We start from the raw sequence: 20,804 nt of genomic DNA, 5'->3' as shown, positions 1-20,804 counted from the left end.
CTCTCCCCCACGCCGTCGCCACAACCGCGGCGACGCTGTCAACAATTCAGGACTAGCGAGCGGTGTCGTCGATGCTCACGGGCGAAACCCGGGGCTGGGGGCACCCCCGCCCCGCGTTAGTCCTGAATTGTTGACGCGACAGCGGTCGGTGGGGGTGACTGCTCCGGCGTCGGAAGCACACACGCATCGCCTTCGCAGGCGGCAGCGTTCTGGCTGCCGAGCATCGTGAACTTCCCGGTGCCGGCTGCATGAGTCGTCACGAGTGGCCCTCGTGAGCGTCGGCGCCACCCTCGGTCGCGCGCTCCGACGCGGCCTGCCGGAGCGCCGCGAGGAATGACTCGGTTTCTTGGGCGCCGGAAATGCCGAACTTGCCGTCGAGCACAAAGAACGGAACGCCCTGAATGCCGTAGGCAACCGCCTGCGCCATGTCCTCCTTCACCTGGGGCAGATACGTATGCGCTGACAGGGCGGCCAATGCCGCTTCACGATCAAGACCCACCTCCGCGGCGAGCGTGGCTAGCTCGTCAGCTCGGCCGATGTGGCGACCTTCCGTGAAGTATGCGCGAAGCAGTCGCTCCTTGAGGTCGGCTTGCTTGCCGTGGCTCTTCGCGAAGTGGAGCAACTCGTGGGCAAGAACCGTGTTCGTCTGGTGGATCTGGTCGTAGTGATACTCGAGCCCCACCGACGCTGCGATCTGGGACACCCTGTCGATCATCTGCTGTGCCTGCTCGGGGCTGATGCCCTTGCGCTCGCTGAGGTAGTCGATCGGGGTTCCCTCGAAGTCGACGGGCGTGTCGGGCGCGAGTTCGAAGCTGCGGTACGTGACGGTCACATCGCCGCCCTGCGCACGAAAGTGCTCGACCGCACGCTCGAACTTCCGTTTGCCGATGTAGCACCAGGGGCACTGCACATCTGACCAGATCTGAACGTCAACTACCGTGCTCACCCTGGTGTCAACGCGCGCAGTCTGTCGCTATTCCGCTACACCCCCTCGCGGCATGTCAACAACTCAGGACAATCGCGCCCGCGGACGCGGGCGAGGGCTGGATGCACGCGGGTTCGCGCGTGTGAGGCGCCGATACCGCCGCCGTTGTCCTGAGTTGTCGACGTGTGGGGCGGAAGGGGGTGGGAGCGGGACGCCGCGTGCGGCAAGGGCGGTCAGGACGGCGGTCTCGACAAGCGCCCACTGGCTCAAGACGTGGCGGGCGGCCGGGCGTATTGCGTGTAAGCCCGTCACCGTGATTGCCAAGTCTTTGCTTCGGTCCCGCTCGAAGCGATCGCGGTGAAACCGATCACCGTCGATCTCGAGACCGACGACACCCGCGACGACCAGATCGACAGGGCTCGGATCGTCCGGCAGCAGAACCTGCTCCTCAACGCGCAGCCCGAGGCGCGTCAATCGTGTTCGCGCCAGACTCTCGGGCAGTGAATGGCATTTGTCGCTCGACATCTCCGCAGCCGGGCGAGCTCGCCGAGGCAGTCGGCTAGCGAGGGTATGGGCATCGACCAGATCGATGAGGCCTCTGCGACGGGCCCAGTCGACCGCGGCGACGGCATCCTCCAGGGCTTCGGTGGCAAGAACGACCTCTAGCGCCTCCAGCACCCCCACGACTCCCGAGGAACGATCCCGGTCGTGGGTTTCGCGCGTCCAGTGCACGACGACCTGCGAGCGTCGCGGCGACCTCGCGAACGTGACCATTCGGCGGCGGGGGCATCGCAATCGTGAGGCGTTGACGGCGACGGCCACGTGCATCCTGCCGCGCCGTCGCACCCACCCGCCCATCGCGGCGATCGCCGACAAACCCGTCAACCGCCCACCCACGCGGAGGGCGTGCGTGCGCGGGTCGCTATCGGGCCACACGGAGTACCACCCGCGACGCGGCCGGGCAATTGCGCCTGCGCGCACCGCTGCGTGAAGGGTGCGGTCAGGATGCCCGAGGTCCACGAGGTACGCGCGGCCCGCCGCACCCCCGGCTCGCGTGATGTCGCCAATGAGCGCCTCAAACATGGGCGCATCATGCGTCGCGCGGCACCCGGGTCGGCGAGGCACGGCGGATGCTGTGCACAGGCTGCCGCGAACTGTGCGATGGGTAGGAGCGACGGCGCGGCGGCGCACGCGAGACTCGTCAACAATTCAGGACATACGCGGCGTGGCGCCCGCGAGAGAATGTCCAGCGAGCGCTCGGGACCCGTTAGTCCTGAGTTGTTGACGCGCGCGGGGCGCGGGGGCGCCGGCGCGCAGCGAGGGGCTAGGCGCCGAGCAGCTCGACGGCGAGGAACTTCTCGACACCCTCCAGCGGGATGCGCTGCTGCTGCATGCTGTCGCGCTCGCGCACGGTCACGGCCTGGTCGTCAAGCGTGTCGAAGTCGACGGTGATGCAGAACGGAGTGCCGATCTCGTCTTGGCGGCGGTAGCGGCGGCCGATGGCTCCCGCGTCGTCGAAGTCAACGTTCCAGTGCTGACGCAGGCCCTCGGCGAGCGAGCGCGCCACGGGCGACAGCTGCTCGTTGCGCGACAGCGGCAGCACCGCGGCCTTGACGGGCGCGAGGCGTCGGTCGAGGCGCAGAACGGTGCGCTTATCGACTCCGCCCTTCGTGTTGGGCGCCTCGTCTTCGGCATACGCGTCGAGCAGGAACGCCATCAGCGCGCGAGTGAGGCCAAACGCGGGCTCGATCACGTACGGGGTCCAGCGCTCGTTCTTCGCCTGGTCGAAGTACGAGAGGTCTTGACCGGACGCCTGCGCGTGGGTCGACAGGTCGAAGTCGGTGCGGTTGGCGACGCCCATGAGCTCACCCCACTCGCTGCCGGTGAACCCGAAGCGGTACTCGAGGTCGACGGTGCGCTTCGAGTAGTGCGACAGCTTCTCTTGCGGATGCTCGTACTGGCGAATGTTTGCGGGGTCGATTCCGAGGCCGATGAACCACGCCTCCGACTGGTCGATCCAGTACTGGTGCCACTCTTCGTCGGTGCCCGGCTCGACGAAGAACTCCATCTCCATCTGCTCGAACTCGCGGGTGCGGAAGATGAAGTTTCCGGGCGTGATTTCGTTACGGAACGACTTACCGATCTGCCCGATGCCGAACGGCGGTTTCATGCGCGAAGCGTTCAGCACGTTGACGAAGTTCACGAAGATGCCCTGCGCGGTCTCGGGCCGCAGATAGTGCAGCCCTGACTCGTCGTCGACCGGCCCGAGGAAGGTCTTCAGCAGTCCCGAGAACTCACGCGGCTCGCTCCACTGCCCGCGGGTTCCGCAGTTCGCGCAGGCGATGTCAGCCAGCCCGTTCTCGGGGGCACGCCCCTTCTTCTCCTCGTATTCCTCTTCGAGGTGGTCAGCGCGGTACCGCTTGTGGCACTGCAGGCACTCGACGAGCGGGTCGCTGAACACCTCGACGTGTCCGGACGCCTCCCACACACGCTTCGGCAGGATGACGCTCGAGTCGAGCCCGACGACGTCGTGCCGCGACTGCACCATCGTCTTCCACCACTGGCGCTTGATGTTCTCTTTCAACTCGACGCCGAGGGGCCCGTAGTCCCACGCCGACCGCGATCCGCCGTAGATTTCGCCCGCCTGGAAGACGAAGCCGCGCCGCTTTGCGAGCGCGATGACGGAATCGAGGTGAGTGGATGCTGCCACGGGGGTACTCCTGCAGGTCTCGGGGCCGCCGCGAGGGCTGCGCGGCGCACGATCGCTCAGTCTACTGAGCGCCGCCTCACAGGATGCGCGGGGCGGCCTCGCCACGGACGATCCGTGCCAGCCGCTCCACGTCGTCGAGCGTGTTGTAGAGGTGGAAGGACGCGCGGAGCCGGCCGGCGCGGCCGGTGATGCGGATGCCGTCCTCGAGGGCGGCGGCGAGCATCCGGCCGTCGGGATCGGGGACGGAGACGATCGCCTGGCCCAGCGGTTCGTGGTCGATCGCTTCGCAGTACGCGTCGCCGAGCCCCGCGGCGTGGCGCCACAGTTCGGCGTCGTCGAGACCGGCGAAGAGCTCGAGGGCCGGCTCGGCCCCGACCCAGGCCGGCCACGCCGGGCTGACATCGAAGCGGCGCGCATTGGGGGCGAGACGCATCTCTGGCCCGTACGCCGACTGCCAGACCTGGTCGCCGGCGTACCAGCCGGCCTGGATGGGGCGAAGGGTGTGCATCCAGTCGTCGGAGACCGTGAGGAAGGCGACACCGCGCGGCGAGCACAGCCACTTGTACGGGTGGCATACGGTCGCGTCGGCGACCGACGCGTCGACCGGCATGACGCCCGCGGCCTGTGTGACGTCGCACAGCGTGCGCGCGCCGACCCGCGCGGCCGCCTCGCGGATCGCGGAGGCATCGGCGCGCTCCCCCGTCGCCGACTGGACCAGCGAGTAGGCGATCAGCGCGGTGCCGTCACGCACCGCATCGGCGAGTTGCGCGACCGGAACGTGCCGCACGTCGAGGTCGCCGCGGGTCAGAAACGGGAACACCATCGAGGAGAAGTCGCCCTCGACGACCACCACCTCAGACCCCGGGGCGAGATCCGCCGCGATCACGCTGACGGCGGCGCTGACCTGCGCGACGGCCGCCACGTTCGCTGACGGAACCCTCACGAGTCGCGCATACGCCTCCCGACATGCGTCCACCACGCGGTCGTAGTCGGGCGCACCGCGGTCGCCGGCGAACCACACGTCGAGGTCCGCCGTCATGGCGGCGACGGTCTCGCGCGTGGGCAGGCCGAGGGCCGCCGTCCCCAGGTACCCGGCGGCGCTGGGGCCGAAGTGCGCGCGGGCATCGTCGAGAGAGGTGGTCACGCGCCCAGTGTCGCGCGTCGGTGCGCACGCGTCCAGGGCCACCCGAGGCGCCGTGGCCTGCTCGGCGCGGTCAGCGCGGCGCGGTTGGCGCGACGCGGTTGGCGCGACGCGGTCAGCGCGATGCGGCGCGGGATGCGCGCGGCCCGGGCGAACGGATCGCCGCGTCTATGAAACCGGCGGCGACGCCGGCGGGGTGCGGGGAGCATCCACGGCACCGCCGAACCGGCGATCACGGCCCGCGTACTGCTCGATCGCGTCCCACAGGTGGCGGCGCCGGAAGTCGGGCCACAGGGTGTTGAGGAACACCATTTCGGCATAGGCGCTCTGCCACAGCAGGAAGTTGCTCGTGCGCTGCTCGCCGCTCGATCGCACGAAGAGGTCGACGTCAGGCTGGTCGGGCTCGTACAGGTGCTTCGCGATCGTGCGCTCGGTGATGCGCTCGGGACTCAGGCGCCCAGCCTTGACATCGGCCGCAAGGGCGCGCACAGCGTCGACGAGCTCAACGCGGCCGCCGTAGTTGACGCACATCGTGAGGGTCAGACCCGTGTTGGTGGCGGTGCGGGCCTGCGCCTCCTCGAGCTCGCTGATCACGCTGCGCCACAGGCGCGGACGACGGCCCGCCCAGCGGATGCGCACGTTCCACGCGTCGAGCTGGTCGCGCCGGCGGCGCAGCACCTCGCGGTTGAAGCCCATGAGGAAGCGCACCTCGTCGGGGCTGCGGCTCCAATTCTCGGTGCTGAAGGCGTACACACTCAGGTGCGTCACGCCGACCTGAATGGCCCCGGCGACAACGTCGAGCAGGCTCGCCTCACCGGCGCGGTGACCCTCGACGCGGGTGAGGCCCCTGGCATTCGCCCAGCGGCCATTCCCGTCCATGACGATCGCCACGTGGGCGGGAACAGCCTTCGCGGGAATCGGCGGCGGATGCTCGCCCGTCCAGTCGAGAGGACGCAGCGGCTCGGGAACCTCCTGGGCCGCACGGTCAGATCGGCGGCTCACGAGACCTCCTGTGGGGTGGGCGCGGGGCTGGGGGTGGACGCGTGTGGCGGCGCGGACGCGGGCGTCGCGGTGGGCGTGGGGCGCTCGCGCGCGGCGCGGTCGACGTGCGGCAGCGAGCGCAAGCCGCGTTCCAGGTGAAACTGCGTGTAGGCCGCGATCAGGCCGCTCGCCCTGTTGCGGGTGCGTTCGTCGGAGGCGTCAGCGAGCATCCAGTCGCCGGTGAGCAGCGCGGTCAGCAGGGCGCGCGTGTCGTCGTCGACGCGGGGCGCGCCCGGCGGGGCGACCTCGTCGGCGACCATGCCGCCGAGCTGCACGACGAACGCGCGGTGCGGTCCGGGGGCACCGGTAACCGCGCAGTCGCCGAAGGTCGGCGCCCAGCCGGCGATCGACAGGGCACGCAGCAGGTACGAGTCGAGAGTGAGCGACGGGTCATGCTCGCCGCGGGCCAGGGAGCGCAGGCCGCCGACCAGCAGCAGATACTGCTGCAGGCCTCCCCCGTCGTCGCCCGTCACCTTGTCAGCCGTCTCAACCATGGCGCTCGCCGCGGTGTAGCGGCCGTAGTCGCTCGAGATGTCGGCCCCGTACGCGCCGAGAGTCACCGCCTGCTGCACGATGTCGAGGCTGCGGCCGCGGTACAGCTGCAGGTCAGCGACCATGAACGGTTCAAGGCGGCTGCCGAAACGGCTGCCCGTGCGACGCACACCCTTCGCCACCGCGCGGATCTTGCCGTGCTGCCGGCCGAGCATCGTCACGATGCGGTCGGCCTCACCCAGCTTGTGGGTGCGCAGCACGACGGCTTCGTCACGGTAGGTGGGCACGGGCTCCAGTATCCCGCGCGGGGTGGAGTGCGGGCTGAGCGGCGCGCGCGGGTGGCCCGGTCCCGCGTGTGGCGTGTCGCGTGTCGCGTGCCGCGTCGACAATTCAGGACTAACGGCCCGCGGGGCGTGTCACGCGCGCAGCGAGGCCGCTGATTGCGCGAGAAGGGTCGCGGCGTGGGTCAGATTGTCCTGAGTTGTTGACACACCCCAGGTGAAGCGGATCGCCGTGCGCGCCGTGTCGGCGTCGAACCCCATAGCGAGCAGCACCGGCGACGGCTCGTCGCGGCCCGCCGCGCAGGCAGAACCACTCGAGGCGAGGACCCCCGCGTCGTCAAGGGCGACAAGCAGCGGCTCGCCGCCGATGCCCGGGACCACAAACGAGGCGTGTGCGGGTAGGCGCCTCTCGGGGTGACCGGTGAGGCGGGCGTCCGGAACCCCCTCACACACGGCGTCGATGAACGCGTCACGCCGAGCACTCACTGCGCGGACGGTCTCGGGGTCGTGCTCGGCCGCCGCGAGTTGCAGGGCGCGGGCCAGGCCCACCGCGCCCGCCACGTTTTCGGTGCCACTGCGGCGGTCCCGCTCCTGCCCTCCACCGTGGATGACGGGCTCGAGCGGCGCCGTGGTGCGGAGGACGAGCGCGCCGACCCCCTTGGGCCCGCCCAGCTTGTGGGCGGAGATGCTCACCGCGTCGGCCGTCGACAATTCAGGACAAACGGCCGGGTCGAGCGGCACCCACCCGGCGGTTTGCACAGCGTCGACGTGGAAGAGCGCCCCCGCGGCGTGCGCTGCAGCACCTAGCGCCTGCACGGGCTGAATGGTGCCCACCTCGTTGTTGGCATGGTGGACACTGACCAGCGCGGTGTCGTCTCGCACCAGGTGAGCGAGTTGCTCAGGATCGGTTAGTCCTGAGTTGTCGACAGGCAGCACGCTCACCTCGACGTCGTGCCAGCGCGCGAGGTAGTCGGCCGAGGCCCGCACGGCCTCATGCTCGATCGCGCTGATCACGATGTGACGGCCGCGTCCGGAGGAGATCGCCCCCAGGGTGAGGCCAACGACGGCGAGGTTGTCAGCCTCGGTGCCACCGCTCGTGAACACAATCTGGGATGCTCGCACCCCACACACCTCGGCGACCGCTGAGCGCGCGGCCTCTAATCCGTCGGCGGCGCCGCGCCCCAACAGGTGTCGGCTCGATGGGTTGCCGTAGGCGCCCGTGAGGTAGGGCCACATCGCCTCGAGCACCTCGCGGCGCACCGCAGTCGTCGCCGCCTGGTCAAGGTCGATGATGGTCACGGTCGCGCCTCAGTGCGCCTCGATGTCGAGGGCCAGGTCGAGGGCGCGAGCACTGTGCGTGAGAGCCCCAACGGAAATCACGTCGACTCCGGTTTCCGCGATCGCCCGTACCGTGTCGAGCGTCACTCCCCCGCTGGCTTCAACCACGCACCGGCCGTCGACCAGCGCGACGCCCGCTCGCAGCGAGTCGAGGTCGAAGTTGTCGAGCATGACCGTGTCGGGTGTCGCCGCCAGCACGGCGGGCAATTGGTCGAGCCGGTCGACCTCCACCTCAAGGTGCATGGTGTGCGGAATGCGCGCCCGCACCGAATGGATCGCTTCCGTGAGATCCAAACCCTGCGCCGTCAGCACCGCCAGGTGGTTGTCTTTCAGCATCACCGCATCGGACAGCGAGAAGCGGTGGTTGTGGGCGCCGCCGGCGCGCACGGCGGCCCGTTCGAGCATCCGCAGGGTGGGGGTGGTCTTCCGGGTGTCGGCGATGCGTGCGCCGGTGCCGGAGACCGCCTCGACGTAGCGCGCGGTCAGCGTGGCAATGCCGCTGAGCCGCTGCGCGAAGTTCAGGGCAATGCGCTCGGCGCGCAGGATCGCCCGCGCGTTGCCGGCGATGGTCGCGATGTGCGAGCCGGCGGCCAACCGCGCGCCGTCGCTCAGGTGAACGGTGATCTCGCTGCGCGGGTCGGTCTGACGAAACGCCTCGACGATGCACGCGACCCCGGCCAGGACTCCGGGCTCGCGGCTGACGAGTTCGGCGCGCGCACCCGCCTGCGCCGGGATGCTCGCCTCACCACTGATATCGCCCCACGGCGCGTCTTCTGCGAGCGCATCGGCGACGAGCTGCGCGACCGCTGCGGGCGTCATGCCCGGTCCATTTTCGGGATGCTCGGACGGGCTAACGGTCATGGACTCACCTCTCTGCGTGCTGCCGCCGCGGCAAGCTCGTGGCTGGGCCGAGCGGCGCCGCTCGCGTCGACCGTCAACAATTCAGGACAAACCGGTTCGGGCCGGGCGAAGGCGCGCCGCCACCGCGACGCGGGGTCGGTCAGCGGATAGTCGGTCCGAGCGTGGGCGCCGCGCGACTCGTGGCGCGCGAGCGCGGCCGCTGCCGTGAGTCGTGCGAGGGGAAGAAGCCGCGCCGCTGCGGCGTCGGCGGGTCGTGCATCCGCGAGTTCTCGGGCCAATTCGCCGAGCTCGGCCCCATCGCGCAGGAGCCCGAGGGCCTCCCACGCGCGATCGCGAACGTGGTCGGCCGTCATGGCGTCGGGGCCATCCGCGAAGGCGTCTGTCGGCGGCACCGTGGGGTCGAGGTACGTCGGCACGGGCTGCTCGTTGACGTCGTCGTCGCGATAGTCCTGAGTTGTTGACACCGCCGGGCGCGGGCGCGGCGCGGGCAGCGCGGGCACGTCGAGCTCGGCCGCGAGGAGGTCTCCGGCGCGCCAGCCGACGACGAGTGCCTCCAGCAGCGAGTTCGACGCGAGGCGGTTGGCGCCGTGCACCCCCGTCGAACCCGTTTCGCCCACGGCGAACAGCCCCGGCACCGTGGTGCGTCCGCTCATGTCGGTCAGCAGCCCGCCCATCGCGTAGTGCGCGGCCGGAGTGACGGGGACCGGCTCGCGGGTCCAGTCGTAGCCGGCCGCCCGCACGAGCCGGTCGATGGTCGGGAACCGGGTGCGCAGGGTGTCGGCTCCGAGCCGGGTCGCATCGAGCATGACGGGCTGGCCACCCTGCGCACGCATGGTGGCTGCGATGGCCCGTGCGACGACGTCGCGCGGCGCGAGCTCGGCACGCGGATCCTGCTCGGGTCCGACAAGAAACCGGCTCCCCGCCGCGTCGAGCAGCACCGCGCCCTCGCCGCGCACCGCCTCCGACACCAGCCCACCGCCGGGCAGCACGGTGGGGTGAAACTGCACGAATTCGAGGTCGACCACCGTCGCCCCGGCTGCGTATCCGAGCACAACCCCGTCACCCGTCGCGACGGGAGGGTTCGTCGTGTGCCGGTACAGCTGCCCGTTACCGCCGGTCGCGATCACGACCGCGTCGGCATCCAGGCGCTCGGCTCTCGCCCCCTCATTCGGGATGCTCGGGGCCAGATCGACGCCGCAGACGCGCCCGTCGCCGCCGCGCACGATCGCGACGGCCGTGGTGTGTTCGCGCACGAGCATCCGCCCGGACGTGCGAGCGGCGTCGAGCGCCGTCGCGAGCGCGTGCTCGATGATGCGGCCGGTGGCGTCGCCTCCGGCGTGCAGTACTCGGGCGACGGAGTGGGCAGCCTCAAGGCCGCGCGCCCAGCCGCGTGAGTCGTCACCACCGGATGTGCTGTGCGTGCCACTGCCCGCGACGCCACCGCGCTCACGGTCGAACTCGACCCCGAGCGCGACGAGGTCGTGCAGCCGCGCGGCACCCTCCGTGGTGAGCACACGCACCGCGTCGGGGTCGCTCAGCCCCGCGCCAGCGGCCAGCGTGTCGCGTGTATGCAATTCAGGACTATCGTCGGCGAACACTGCGGCGGCGATCCCGCCCTGCGCCCACGCGGTCGAACCCGCGGTCAGCTCTGCCTTCGTGACGAGCGTCACGTCGTGCGATCGCGCGGCACGTAAAGCGCTGATCAGCCCGGCAATGCCGCTGCCGATGACGACGACGTGTCCCATGAGTGTCCGAGTCCGAGAGCCGCGACAGCGCTAGTCGCGGGGCTTCGCCGCGAGCATGCGCTCGAGCGCGACGCGCGCATTGTCCTGAATTGTTGACGGCACGACGATCTCGTTGACGACGCGGCCGGCGACGAGCTCCTCGAGCACCCACGCGAGGTATCCGGGGTGAATGCGGTACATGGTCGAGCACGGGCAGATCACCGGGTCGAGGCAGAAGATGGTGTGCTGCGGGTATTCGGCAGCCAGCCGGTTCACCATGTTCACTTCGGTGCCGATCGCGAAGGTGGTCGGCTCGGTCGCCCCGGCCACCGCGCGGCGGATGTAGTCGGTCGACCCCGCCTCGTCGGCCGCCTCGACGACGGGCATTGGGCACTCGGGGTGCACGACGACCCGCACGTCGGGGTAGTCGGCGCGCGCCTTGTCGATCTGCTCGACGGTGAAGCGCTTGTGCACGCTGCAGAACCCGTGCCAGAGCACCACCCGGGCGTCCAGCAGCTCGTCGCGCGTCGACCCACCGAGCGGCTTGCGCGGGTTCCACATCGGCATCTGCTCGAGCGGAACGCCCATCGCCTTGGCGGTGTTGCGCCCGAGGTGCTGGTCGGGGAAGAACAGCACCCGCTGCCCCCGCTCGAACGCCCACTCGAGCACGGTTGCGGCGTTCGACGACGTGCACACGATGCCGCCGTTGCGCCCGCAGAACGCTTTCAGCGCCGCCGAGGAGTTCATATACGTCACGGGGATGATCGGGGCCCGGCCGTCCGCATCCGGTTCGGTCCCGTAAACCGAGAGCAGTTCCTCCCACGCCGCCTCGACGCTGTCGATGTCGGCCATGTCGGCCATCGAGCATCCCGCGGCGAGGTTCGGAAGGATCACTCGCTGCGAGTCGCGGGCGAGGATGTCGGCCGTCTCAGCCATGAAGTGCACGCCACAGAAGACGATGTACTCGGCGTCGGGCCTGGTGAGCGCGGCGTTCGCGAGCTGGAACGAGTCGCCGAGAAAGTCGGCGTGCTGCACAACCTCGTCACGCTGGTAGAAGTGGCCGAGGATCACCAGCCGATCGCCCAGGGTCTCTTTCGCCGCCCGGATGCGCGCGTGCAGTTCGTTCGTCGACGCCTCTTGGTACTCGCGCGGCAGCCCGCCCTGCACGGGCGCGCCGGTGGGGATCACGTCGAACATCGACGAGCCGGGGCCGTATCCGGGGGTGGAGTCGAACTCCCACGGGCCCTTGGCGAGGTCGGGGGTGCACGTCTCGCCGGGCAGCACGCCATTGGTGATGCCGCGGATCGTCGTGTCGAGGGTGAGGGGTGTCGTACTCATGCGGGGATCCTCGGGGTGAGCGGGCCGGCGTCGACCAGTTGCACGTCGCCGGTGTATCGGTAGAGCTTCGGGGGGCGGTGGCGTCCGCCGGTGACGACGCCGCCGGTGGGTTCGATGGCGCCGGAGGACTCCATCTGGCGCCGGAAATTCGCGGGGTCGAGGGGCTTCTGCAGCACGGCCTCGTACACCCGACGCAGCTCAGCGAGCGTGAACTCGTCGCCGAGGAAGGCGTGGGCGATGGCGGAGTATTCCATCTTGGTGCGTAGGCGCCACAGCGCGTAGTCGACGATCAGGTTGTGGTCGAAGGCAAGCTCGGGCAGCTCGTCGGCGGGAAACCACTGCACGTTGTCTCCGAGCGTCAGTCGCTCGGCCTCATCGGGCCGCACGAGCGCCCAGTACACGATCGACACGAGGCGCCGGTCGGGCGAGCGGTCGACGTCGCCGAAGGCGTAGAGCTGCTCGAGGTAGGCGGGTTCGAGCCGGGTGGTTTCGGCGAGGTTGCGGCGGGCGGCCCCCTCGAGGCTCTCGTCGATTCCGACCATGCCGCCGGGAAGCGCCCAGCGCCCGCACTGCGGCTCGCGTATGCGCCGCACGAGTGGCAGCCAGACGGTCGCCGGGGCGTCGCCGCCCGCCGGCGCGCCGAACGCGCCTCCGTGGCCGTCCGTCGGGTCTCCGTCGGCGTCGCGCAGCGCGAAGATCACGGTCGAGACCGCCAGCCCGATGGAGGCACCGAGCACGTCACTGCTGTCGCTCACGGCGCCCCTTCGGTCGGCTTCGCTGCGCCGGGCGACGCAGAGTTATAGTCACGGTGACTAGAACGGAGTCTAGCACTAAAGGTGGGGCGCACCCGAACTGGGTGGAGCGAGCGGCGGCGCGGTATGTCTCGGGAAGCGGCCGCGAGCATCCAGAATGAGGGCGTGAGCCCCCTGTTCGTGATTCCCCTGTGGGCCGACCTGCTCGCCGTCGGCGTCGGCGCGCTGCAGGGCGCCATGTTCGCCGCGCAGTTTCGCGACCGGCGCCTCGACTGGCTGGGCGTCGCCATCATCGGCATCGTCGTCGGCTTCGGCGGCGGTCTCTTGCGCGACCTGCTGCTGAACGTCGAGCTGGCTCCCCTGCAGTCGAACTGGTACGTCGCCGTGGCCACCGGGGCCGCGTTGCTCGGCATGCTGCTCGAGCGCGTGCTGTCGAAGCTGTCGCGCATCATCACGGCGCTCGACGCCCTCACAATCGGGCTCTTCGGGGCGATCGGCACGACGAAGGCGCTGTCGCTCGGACTTCCGCCGGTGGCCGCCGTGTTCGTGGGCGTGCTCGCGGCCGTGGGCGGCTCGATCCTGCGCGATGTGCTGCTGAACCTGCCGATCGCGCTCATGCACGTGGGGTCGCTGTACGCGCTGGCCGCCGCGGGCGGAGCGATCGCGATCTCGGTGCTCCTCGCGTTCGACGTCGACGTGTTCGTCGCGGCCAGCATCGGTGTCGTGCTGACCTTCACGATCCGGATGCTGTCGGTGCTGTTCGGCTGGAGCCTGCCCGAGCAGCGCGCCATCACTCGGCTGCCGAAGTTGCCGCCGCTGCCGCTGCGGCGCCGCGAGCCGGACGGCGACCGCGGTCGGACCGTTACTACCGCGACCGGGGTGATCCACCTGCACTCGACGACGGCCGCGATCCCCGTGGTCAGTGACGCCCCCGACGCCGAGCCGCGGGTGCGCCGCCGCTCCCCCATCCCGGGTGCGAGCCGCGCGCGCCGCTAAATCCCGCGGCGGGCGCCGCCCGCAGCTGTCAACAACTCAGGACTAGTGCGCCTCGTCTCATCCCGGTGCGCGCCCGCGGGGGTGTCGACAACTCAGGACTAACGCATCCGGTCGCCCTGCTGCGGCCCGGGCGGACGCGGGTCGCCGGGCCATCGCACTGCGTTAGTCCTGAGTTGTTGACACGCGGGCGGCGACTACAGCCGTCGGCTGCCGAAGCGTGTGCCCAGCCCCGAGCTCATGCGCGCGGTGGACGCGCTCAGAGCACCGGATGCGCGGGTCGCCATCGCGGGGGGTCTCCGGCTCGGGGATGTCCACGCTCGCTCGCCGGCTTTCGGCGGCCGTCGATCTGCCCTGCACCGAGCTCGACGACCTGCACTGGGGAGCCGATTGGACTCCTCGCCCCTCGTTCGCGGACGACGTCTCGGAACTCGTCGCTCGCGAGCGCTGGGTTACGGAGTGGCAGTACCGAGCGGTGCGCCCCCTGATCTTCGAGCGGGCAACGGTGATGGTCTGGCTGGACCCGCCGTTCCGCACGGCCTTCCGACGGGTGGTTTCACGGACACTCTGGCGACGCCTCCGGCGCGAAAACCTGTGGAACGGCAACCAGGAACCGGGCATCCGCCACGCGATTCTGCACCGCGAGCGCATCATCCGCTGGGCGGTGTCGACCCGCCACAAGTACCGACACCTCATCGAGAGAGCCGTGAGCACCCGTCCCGACCTCGTCGTCCTGCGCATCCGCCGAACCCGAGAAATGCGGGCACTCCTCGCCGCGGTGTCAACAACTCAGGACTAACGCGCGAGGTGCAGTCTGTGAGCCGCAGCACCGCGCGGCGCAAAAACCGCAATCGCGGCGTTAGTCCTGAGTTGTTGACGGCGCACGCGCGGGGGCCGCACATCGCGGCACTGCGCCACGCCCCTACGCGGTCGCGAGCTCGCGAGCGCTCGACTCGAGGCGAATGGCGCGGTTGATCGCCGACACCACGGCCTTCAGCGAGGCGGTCGAGATGTCGGGGTCGATGCCGACGCCCCAGAGCGTGCGGCCGTTGACCTCGAGTTCGACGTACGAGGCGGCGTGGGCGTCTCCGCCGGCCGACAGCGCGTGCTCGACGTAGTCGAACAGCCGCACGTCGATGCCTTGACCCTGCATGATGCCGAGGAACGCGGCGATCGGACCGTTGCCGGTCGCCGACACTCCGCCGATCGCGTCGCCGTCACGCAGCGTGACCTCGAGCGACACCGAGCCGGTCATGTCTGACGCGGTGCGGGTCGACAGCAGCTCGAAGCGCCCCCACTTGTCGGTCTCGACGGCGGCCGGGAGATACTCGTCTTGGAAGATCTCCCAGATCTGCTCGCTCGTGACCTCGCCGCCCTCGGCGTCGGTTTTCGCCTGCACGACGTGGCTGAACTCGATCTGCAGCTTGCGGGGCAGGTCGAGCGCGTGGTCGGTCTTCAGCAGGTACGCGACGCCGCCCTTGCCCGACTGCGAGTTGACGCGGATGACCGCCTCGTACGAGCGGCCCAGGTCCTTCGGGTCGACCGGGAGGTACGGAACACCCCACACCAAATCGTCGACACCGACCCCGGCGGCCGCGGCGGCCGCATCCATGGCCTCGAAGCCCTTCTTGATGGCGTCCTGGTGCGACCCGCTGAACGCCGTGTAGACGAGGTCTCCAGCCCACGGGGAGCGCTCGTGCACCTTGAGCTGGTTGCAGTATTCGGCGGTGCGCTTGATTTCGTCGAGGTCGCTGAAGTCGAGCTGCGGGTCGATGCCCTGCGTGAAGAGGTTGATGCCGAGCGCGACCAGGTCGACGTTGCCGGTGCGCTCGCCGTTGCCGAACAGGCATCCTTCGATGCGGTCGGCGCCGGCCATGTAGCCGAGTTCGGCGGCGGCGATCGCGGTGCCGCGGTCGTTGTGCGGGTGCAGGCTCAGGATGATCGAGTCGCGCCGCGCCAGGTGTCGGTGCATCCACTCGATCGAGTCGGCGTAGACGTTCGGCGTCGCCATCTCGACGGTCGCCGGCAGGTTGATGATCAGCTGGCGCTCGGGGGTGGGCTGCAGTTCGTCGATGACCGCGTTGCAGACTTCGAGGGCGGCCTCGAGCTCGGTGCCCGTGTAGCTCTCGGGGCTGTACTCGTAGAACACCTCGGTGCCGGGCACGGTCGCCTCGTACTGCTTGCACCAGCGCGCGCCCTGCAGAGCGATCTCTTTGACGCCCGCGACGTCGGTACGGAACACCACCTCGCGCTGCAGCACCGACGTCGAGTTGTAGAAGTGTACGATCGCGCGCTTCGCGCCCTTGATCGACTCGTAGGTGCGGGCGATGAGGTGCTCGCGCGCCTGCGTCAGCACCTGGATCGTCACGTCGTCGGGGATCAGATCGTCCTCGATGAGCGAGCGCACAAAGTCGAAGTCGGTCTGCGACGCCGACGGGAACCCGACCTCGATCTCTTTGAAGCCCATGCGCACGAGCAGGTCGAACATGATGCGCTTGCGCTCGGGGCTCATCGGATCGATGAGGGCCTGGTTGCCGTCGCGCAGGTCGACGGCGCACCAGCGCGGCGCTTGCGTGATGGTCTTCGTCGGCCACGTGCGGTCAGGCAGATCGACCCGCACGATCGACTGGTACGGCTGATACTTGTGCGTCGGCATTCCCGACGGCTGCTGGCGGTTTTTCATGGTCTTCGCGGCTCCTGGGCTTACGTGTCTGATGCTGGTCTCAGCCGACGACGAACTCCGCGACGAGGGAGGCTAAGGGCTAAGCCTCGTCGCGGCAACGAAGGAGAAGCGTGCCGAACACGCTTTCAGGGTACACCCGGCGCGCACGCACCCGCCAACGGTGCGGGATGCACGCCCCCGAGACCACGCGACGCATGCGGCAGCGGCGACGCCGGCCTAGAACCCGAGCCGGCCCAACTGCTTGGGGTCGCGCTGCCACTCTTTGGCGACCTTGACGTGCAGCTTCAGAAACACGCGCCGCCCGAGCAGCTGCTCGATCTCACCGCGGGCCCGCCGGCCCACGTCGCCAAGCCGCGATCCGCGGTGCCCGATGATGATGCCCTTCTGGCTGTCGCGCTCGACCCAGACGTTGGCGAAGATCTGCAGCAGGCCGTCACCCTCGCGCTCGACCATCTCGTCGATCGTGACGGCGAGCGAGTGCGGCAGCTCGTCGCTGACGCCCTCGAGCGCCGCCTCGCGAATCAGTTCGGCGACCCGGTCTTCGTCGGACTCGTCGGTGGTCGATTCGGCCTCGTACAGCGGCGGCGACACGGGCATGAGGCGAATCAGCTCGTCGGCGAGCACGTCGACCTGGTCGCCGGTCAGCGCCGAGAGCGGAATCACGAGGTCCCAGTCGCGCAGGGCCGACACCGCGATGAGCTGCTCGGCGACGCGCTCGGGGCCGACGCGGTCGGTCTTCGTCACGATCGCGACCTTGCGTACGCGGGCGCCGTGCGCATCCAGTTGCTCGTTGATGTATTTGTCGCCGGGGCCGATCGGCTCGCCGGCCGGCACGCAGAACCCGATCACATCGACGTCGCCGAGCGTGTCTTGCACGAGCGCGTTGAGACGCTCGCCGAGCAGGGTGCGCGGACGGTGCACGCCCGGCGTGTCAACGACGATCAATTGCCCGGATGCCCGGTGCACGATTCCGCGGATCGCCCGCCGCGTCGTCTGCGGCTTTGAGGAGGTGATGGCGACCTTTTCGCCGACGAGCGCGTTCATGAGGGTCGACTTGCCGACGTTGGGTCGGCCGACGAAGGTGACGAATCCGGCGCGGTGTTCCGCGGAGTCGTTCGGGGGTGTCGCCCCGGCGCGGGGCTCGCGGGCAGAAGGCGTGTCGGAGGTCTCACTCACGGGGCGCTCCTCGGGGAGGTGGGGCGGGCATCCTGCACGGGTATCGCGCCGGTGTCGGTCGAGGCGGCGGCGAACGCGAGCCGGGCGTCGATGAGCGCCTGGTCGGCCTCGACCAGCACGGTGACAACGCGCTTGCGGCGGCCCTCCGTGCGCTCGGCGGTGAGGTGCAGCCCATCGACCTCGACGGTCGAACCGGCCACGGGCAGGCGGTCAAGGTGCTTCGTCAGAAGCCCACCCACCGTGTCAACGTCGTCGTCGTCGAGATCGATGCCGAACAGGTCACCCAGCTCGTCGACGGGCATGCGCGCGCTCACCCGGAACCGGTTCTCTTCGAGCTGCTCGAACGCGCTCTGCTCGCGGTCGTACTCGTCGGTGATGTCGCCAACCAGCTCCTCGATGAGGTCTTCCATGGTGACGAGCCCGGCGATTCCGCCGTACTCGTCAACGACCAAAGCGAGGTGGTTCGACTCGAGCTGCAGGTAGCGCAGCGCGTCGTCGGCCTTCTTCGACTCCGGCAAGAACTGCGCGGGCTTCGCGAGCACGTCGACCAGCGTCGACCCCGCGGTCTCCGGCGACGAGACGGTGAGCCGCGTCACATCGCGCAGGTAGATCACGCCGCGAATGTCGTCGGCGCCATCACCGATGAGCGGGATGCGTGACACGCCCTTCTCGAGGAACAGCGCCATCGCCTCGGCGACCGTCTGACCTGTCTCGAGCGTGATCATGTCGGTGCGGGGCACCATGACCTCGCGCACGATCGTGTCGTTGAACTCGAAGATCGAGTGGATCAGCTCGCGGTCTTCGACCTCGAGCACGTCGAGATCGGTCGCCTCGTCGACCATCGACAGCAGTTGTTCTTCGCTGGAGAAGGCGACGCTGCGCGGCCGTCCGGGCGTGACGCGGTTGCCGATGACGACCAGCGCGTCGGCGATCGGTCCGGTCAGCACACGAATCGCGCGGACAAGCGGCGCCGTCGCGACGATCAGCGGACGCGGGTGGGCGCGCCCGACGCTGCGCGGACTCGAGCCGACGAGCACGAACGAGACACCGATCATGATGAGTGCGCTCACGATCAGCACCCACCACCACTCGGTCAGGATGCTCGCGAACGCGAGGGTCACGAGCACCGCGGCGATCGTCTCGGCCACGATGCGCAGGAAGTTCAGCGCGTTGACGTGCGCGCCGATGTCGTTCGAGATGGTGAGCAAGCGCTGCGGGGTCTTCCGCTCGGCGGCGAGCTCGACCAGGTCGTTGCGGCTGAGCACGCCGAGGGCGGCGTCGATGGCGGCGAAGAGGCCGCCGAGCACGACGAGCACGAACGCCACCGCGAAGAAGACGGCGGTGAGCACCATCAGCGTGTGCGTTCGGCGAGCGTGTAGCCAACGAGCACGTCGCGCTGAATGCCGAACATCTCGCGCTCGTCGTCGGGCTCGGCGTGGTCGAAGCCGAGCAGGTGCAGTAGGCCGTGCGTCGTGAGCAGCAGCAGTTCGTCCATCACCGAGTGGCCGGCGGTCTCGGCCTGCGCGATCGCGACCTGCGGGCAGAGCACGATGTCGCCGAGCAGCCCCGGTGGGGTCGGCTCGTCGTCGCTGCCCGGGCGCAACTCGTCCATGGGGAAGCTCAAGACGTCGGTCGGGCCCGGTTCATCCATCCATTCGATGTGCAGGCGCTCCATGGCGCCCTCGTCGACCATCTGAATGGCGACCTCGGCATCGGGATGCACGTTGAGGTGTTCGAAGGCGTAGACCACGAGCCGCTGAATTGCGGCCTCGTCGACGTCGATGCCCGACTCATTGTTGATCTCGACGCTCACGCGCGCACCCTCGCCTTACCCGACCTGCTCACGGTCACCATCGTTGCGTACCGCGTCGGCTGCGGCCGGGAAGCCGGTCGCGGGTCGCGGCGCGTCGAGCCGCGCGGTTCACGCCCTGTGCGCCCCGTGCATCCGCGTTCTGTCCGGCCCGGCGCCGCTCGGCGCGCTCGTACTCGGCCTTCTGCCGCTCGGCGTCGTACTTCGTGTAGGCATCGACGATGCGGCCGACGAGCGAGTGGCGCACGACGTCGTCGCTCGTCAGGCGGGCGAAGTGGATGTCGTCGATTCCGTCGAGCACGCGCGTCACGAGCGACAGCCCGCTCGCCCCGCCCGGCAGGTCGACCTGGGTGATGTCGCCGGTGACGACCATGGTCGAGCCAAAGCCGAGGCGGGTGAGGAACATCTTCATCTGCTCGGGTGTGGTGTTCTGCGCCTCGTCGAGCACGACGAACGAGTTGTTGAGGGTGCGGCCGCGCATGTACGCGAGCGGTGCGACCTCGACGACGCCGGAGGCGAGCAGCTTGGGCACGAGCTCCGGGTCCATCATCTCGTTGAGCGCGTCGTAGAGCGGGCGCAGGTACGGGTCGATCTTGTCGGTGAGCGTGCCGGGCAGGAAGCCGAGCCGCTCGCCGGCCTCGACGGCCGGACGCGTCAGGATGATGCGGTCGACCTCCTTACGCTGCAGCGCCTGCACGGCCTTCGCCATCGCCAGGTAGGTCTTGCCCGTTCCGGCCGGGCCGATGCCGAACACGATCGTGTGCTGGTCGATCGCGTCGACGTACGCCTTCTGGCCGAGTGTCTTCGGCCGGATGCTCTTGCCCCGGCTCGTGAGGATCGCCTGGCTCAGCACGTCGGCGGGGCTGCCCGAGCCGTCGCGCAGGATGCGCGCCGAGCTCTGCACCTCGACCTCGCCGAGTTCGTGACCGCCTCGCACCATTCGGATGAGCTCCTCTACCAGCGTTGCCGCCTGTTCGACTGCCGGGCGCTCGCCCTGCAGGGTGATCTGATTGCCGCGCACGTGCACGTCGACCCCCGGATGCTCGCGCTCGAGCGTCGTCAGCAGCCGATCTTGCGGGCCGAGCAGCCGCACCATCGCAACGCCGTCGACGTCGAGTTGGCGGGTGTATGGCGCGTCGGGAACAGGCGCCTGGGGTGCGTTATCCGTGGGCAAGCGACCCCTCGGCGAGCCCGCCCGCGAGCACGTGCGCGTGCACGTGGAAGACGGTCTGACCCGCGTTCTCGCCCGAGTTGAATACGAGCCGGAAGTGCCCGTCAGCGTGGCTGTCGGCCAGCGTCTGCGCGGTGGCAACCACCTCGGCCAGAAGCTCGGGGTCGCCGGCCGCCAGCTCGGCGACGGTCGCGTACTGGGCGGTCTTGGGCACGACGAGCAGGTGCACGGGGGCCTGCGGCTCGAGTGGATGCAACGCGATTAGCCGCTCGTTCTCGAACACGATCGTCGCCGGAAGCTCGCGAGCGACAATGCGCTCAAAGACGGACGGCTCACGGGTTTCCATGAGCGCAATTCTACGGGCGATA

General features: G+C 69.5%; 18 protein-coding genes and 1 pseudogene. 3 read left to right on the top strand and 16 right to left on the bottom strand.

Translation table 11 applies throughout. The features are described from left to right. Positions 1-256: 256 nt before the first annotated feature. Entirely contained in the window at positions 257-946 is a 690-nt protein-coding gene (locus ACK4SC_RS00440) for a DsbA family protein (RefSeq protein WP_409613723.1), read from the bottom strand. A 336-nt stretch (positions 947-1,282) separates the two neighbouring features. Here ACK4SC_RS00440 and ACK4SC_RS00435 point away from each other — a divergent pair, with 336 nt between their 5' ends. Next, positions 1,283-1,429, top strand: coding sequence for a hypothetical protein (locus tag ACK4SC_RS00435; RefSeq protein ID WP_409613720.1), 147 nt, complete (start codon positions 1,283-1,285; stop codon positions 1,427-1,429). Positions 1,430-2,249: 820 nt separating this feature from the next. On the opposite strand, the gene ACK4SC_RS00430 is transcribed toward ACK4SC_RS00435, so the two are convergent. From ACK4SC_RS00430 to ACK4SC_RS00390, 9 genes are all read right to left on the bottom strand, one after another. Then, complete coding sequence (locus tag ACK4SC_RS00430) at positions 2,250-3,635, bottom strand: glycine--tRNA ligase (RefSeq protein WP_409613717.1); 1,386 nt, start codon at positions 3,633-3,635, stop codon at positions 2,250-2,252. A 76-nt stretch (positions 3,636-3,711) separates the two neighbouring features. Beyond that, positions 3,712-4,779: an aminotransferase class V-fold PLP-dependent enzyme gene (locus ACK4SC_RS00425; RefSeq protein WP_409613714.1), complete on the bottom strand. Its 1,068-nt coding sequence runs from the start codon at positions 4,777-4,779 to the stop codon at positions 3,712-3,714. A 165-nt stretch (positions 4,780-4,944) separates the two neighbouring features. Then, complete coding sequence (locus ACK4SC_RS00420) at positions 4,945-5,778, bottom strand: isoprenyl transferase (RefSeq protein ID WP_409613711.1); 834 nt, start codon at positions 5,776-5,778, stop codon at positions 4,945-4,947. Continuing rightward, a complete protein-coding gene (gene recO / locus ACK4SC_RS00415) occupies positions 5,775-6,596 on the bottom strand; it encodes a DNA repair protein RecO (protein WP_409613708.1) in 822 nt (273 codons plus the stop codon). Before recO ends, ACK4SC_RS00420 begins: the two co-directional genes overlap by 4 nt. Before the next feature lie 129 nt (positions 6,597-6,725). Beyond that, complete coding sequence (locus tag ACK4SC_RS00410) at positions 6,726-7,889, bottom strand: cysteine desulfurase family protein (protein ID WP_409613705.1); 1,164 nt, start codon at positions 7,887-7,889, stop codon at positions 6,726-6,728. Positions 7,890-7,898: 9 nt separating this feature from the next. Further along, on the bottom strand, positions 7,899-8,789 hold the full coding sequence (gene nadC, locus ACK4SC_RS00405; protein WP_409613702.1) for a carboxylating nicotinate-nucleotide diphosphorylase: 891 nt from the start codon (positions 8,787-8,789) through the stop codon (positions 7,899-7,901). After that, positions 8,786-10,534, bottom strand: a complete 1,749-nt coding sequence (locus tag ACK4SC_RS00400; RefSeq protein ID WP_409613700.1) for an L-aspartate oxidase — start codon at positions 10,532-10,534, stop codon at positions 8,786-8,788. Before ACK4SC_RS00400 ends, nadC begins: the two co-directional genes overlap by 4 nt. Positions 10,535-10,564: 30 nt before the next feature. Next, positions 10,565-11,851: a quinolinate synthase NadA gene (gene nadA / locus ACK4SC_RS00395; protein WP_409613697.1), complete on the bottom strand. Its 1,287-nt coding sequence runs from the start codon at positions 11,849-11,851 to the stop codon at positions 10,565-10,567. Continuing rightward, positions 11,848-12,606, bottom strand: coding sequence for an NUDIX hydrolase (locus ACK4SC_RS00390; RefSeq protein WP_409613694.1), 759 nt, complete (start codon positions 12,604-12,606; stop codon positions 11,848-11,850). Before ACK4SC_RS00390 ends, nadA begins: the two co-directional genes overlap by 4 nt. Positions 12,607-12,729: 123 nt before the next feature. Here ACK4SC_RS00390 and ACK4SC_RS00385 point away from each other — a divergent pair. Together ACK4SC_RS00385 and ACK4SC_RS00380 are read left to right on the top strand one after the other, a co-directional pair. After that, positions 12,730-13,404 (top strand): annotated as a pseudogene (locus tag ACK4SC_RS00385) (trimeric intracellular cation channel family protein); the annotation flags it as partial. A 502-nt stretch (positions 13,405-13,906) separates the two neighbouring features. Then, on the top strand, positions 13,907-14,395 hold the full coding sequence (locus tag ACK4SC_RS00380; protein WP_409613691.1) for an AAA family ATPase: 489 nt from the start codon (positions 13,907-13,909) through the stop codon (positions 14,393-14,395). A 123-nt stretch (positions 14,396-14,518) separates the two neighbouring features. Here ACK4SC_RS00380 and leuA read toward each other — a convergent pair whose 3' ends face one another. From leuA to ACK4SC_RS00350, 6 genes are all read right to left on the bottom strand, one after another. Continuing rightward, positions 14,519-16,279 carry a 2-isopropylmalate synthase gene (gene leuA / locus ACK4SC_RS00375; protein ID WP_409613688.1) on the bottom strand — a complete coding sequence of 587 codons (1,761 nt, stop codon included), beginning with the start codon at positions 16,277-16,279 and terminating at the stop codon, positions 14,519-14,521. Positions 16,280-16,495: 216 nt separating this feature from the next. After that, the gene (era, locus tag ACK4SC_RS00370; protein ID WP_409613686.1) at positions 16,496-17,455 is read right to left on the bottom strand and encodes a GTPase Era; all 960 of its coding nucleotides are present in this window, start codon (positions 17,453-17,455) and stop codon (positions 16,496-16,498) included. Then, the gene (locus tag ACK4SC_RS00365; protein ID WP_409613683.1) at positions 17,452-18,807 is read right to left on the bottom strand and encodes a hemolysin family protein; all 1,356 of its coding nucleotides are present in this window, start codon (positions 18,805-18,807) and stop codon (positions 17,452-17,454) included. The genes era and ACK4SC_RS00365 overlap by 4 nt, the downstream gene beginning before the upstream one ends. After that, positions 18,807-19,268, bottom strand: a complete 462-nt coding sequence (gene ybeY / locus ACK4SC_RS00360; RefSeq protein ID WP_409613680.1) for an rRNA maturation RNase YbeY — start codon at positions 19,266-19,268, stop codon at positions 18,807-18,809. The genes ACK4SC_RS00365 and ybeY overlap by 1 nt, the downstream gene beginning before the upstream one ends. Positions 19,269-19,302: 34 nt before the next feature. Further along, entirely contained in the window at positions 19,303-20,361 is a 1,059-nt protein-coding gene (locus ACK4SC_RS00355) for a PhoH family protein (RefSeq protein ID WP_409614306.1), read from the bottom strand. Between the two features lie 64 nt (positions 20,362-20,425). Continuing rightward, positions 20,426-20,782: an HIT domain-containing protein gene (locus ACK4SC_RS00350; protein ID WP_409613678.1), complete on the bottom strand. Its 357-nt coding sequence runs from the start codon at positions 20,780-20,782 to the stop codon at positions 20,426-20,428. Positions 20,783-20,804: the final 22 nt, after the last annotated feature.

The sequence above is a fragment of the Microcella sp. genome, from assembly GCF_046293215.1.
Classification (GTDB): domain Bacteria; phylum Actinomycetota; class Actinomycetes; order Actinomycetales; family Microbacteriaceae; genus Microcella.
This window is presented reverse-complemented; position numbering and strand designations above follow the sequence as displayed.

Coding starts and splice junctions, on each gene's coding strand:
- nadC (WP_409613702.1), bottom strand. CDS start 8,789: ATGACCGTTAGCCCGTCCGAGCATCCCGAAAATGGACCGGGCATGACG.
- ACK4SC_RS00400 (WP_409613700.1), bottom strand. CDS start 10,534: ATGGGACACGTCGTCGTCATCGGCAGCGGCATTGCCGGGCTGATCAGC.
- nadA (WP_409613697.1), bottom strand. CDS start 11,851: ATGAGTACGACACCCCTCACCCTCGACACGACGATCCGCGGCATCACC.
- ACK4SC_RS00380 (WP_409613691.1), top strand. CDS start 13,907: ATGTCCACGCTCGCTCGCCGGCTTTCGGCGGCCGTCGATCTGCCCTGC.
- leuA (WP_409613688.1), bottom strand. CDS start 16,279: ATGAAAAACCGCCAGCAGCCGTCGGGAATGCCGACGCACAAGTATCAG.
- ACK4SC_RS00365 (WP_409613683.1), bottom strand. CDS start 18,807: ATGGTGCTCACCGCCGTCTTCTTCGCGGTGGCGTTCGTGCTCGTCGTG.
- ACK4SC_RS00355 (WP_409614306.1), bottom strand. CDS start 20,361: ATGGTGCGGCTGCTCGGCCCGCAAGATCGGCTGCTGACGACGCTCGAG.
- ACK4SC_RS00350 (WP_409613678.1), bottom strand. CDS start 20,782: ATGGAAACCCGTGAGCCGTCCGTCTTTGAGCGCATTGTCGCTCGCGAG.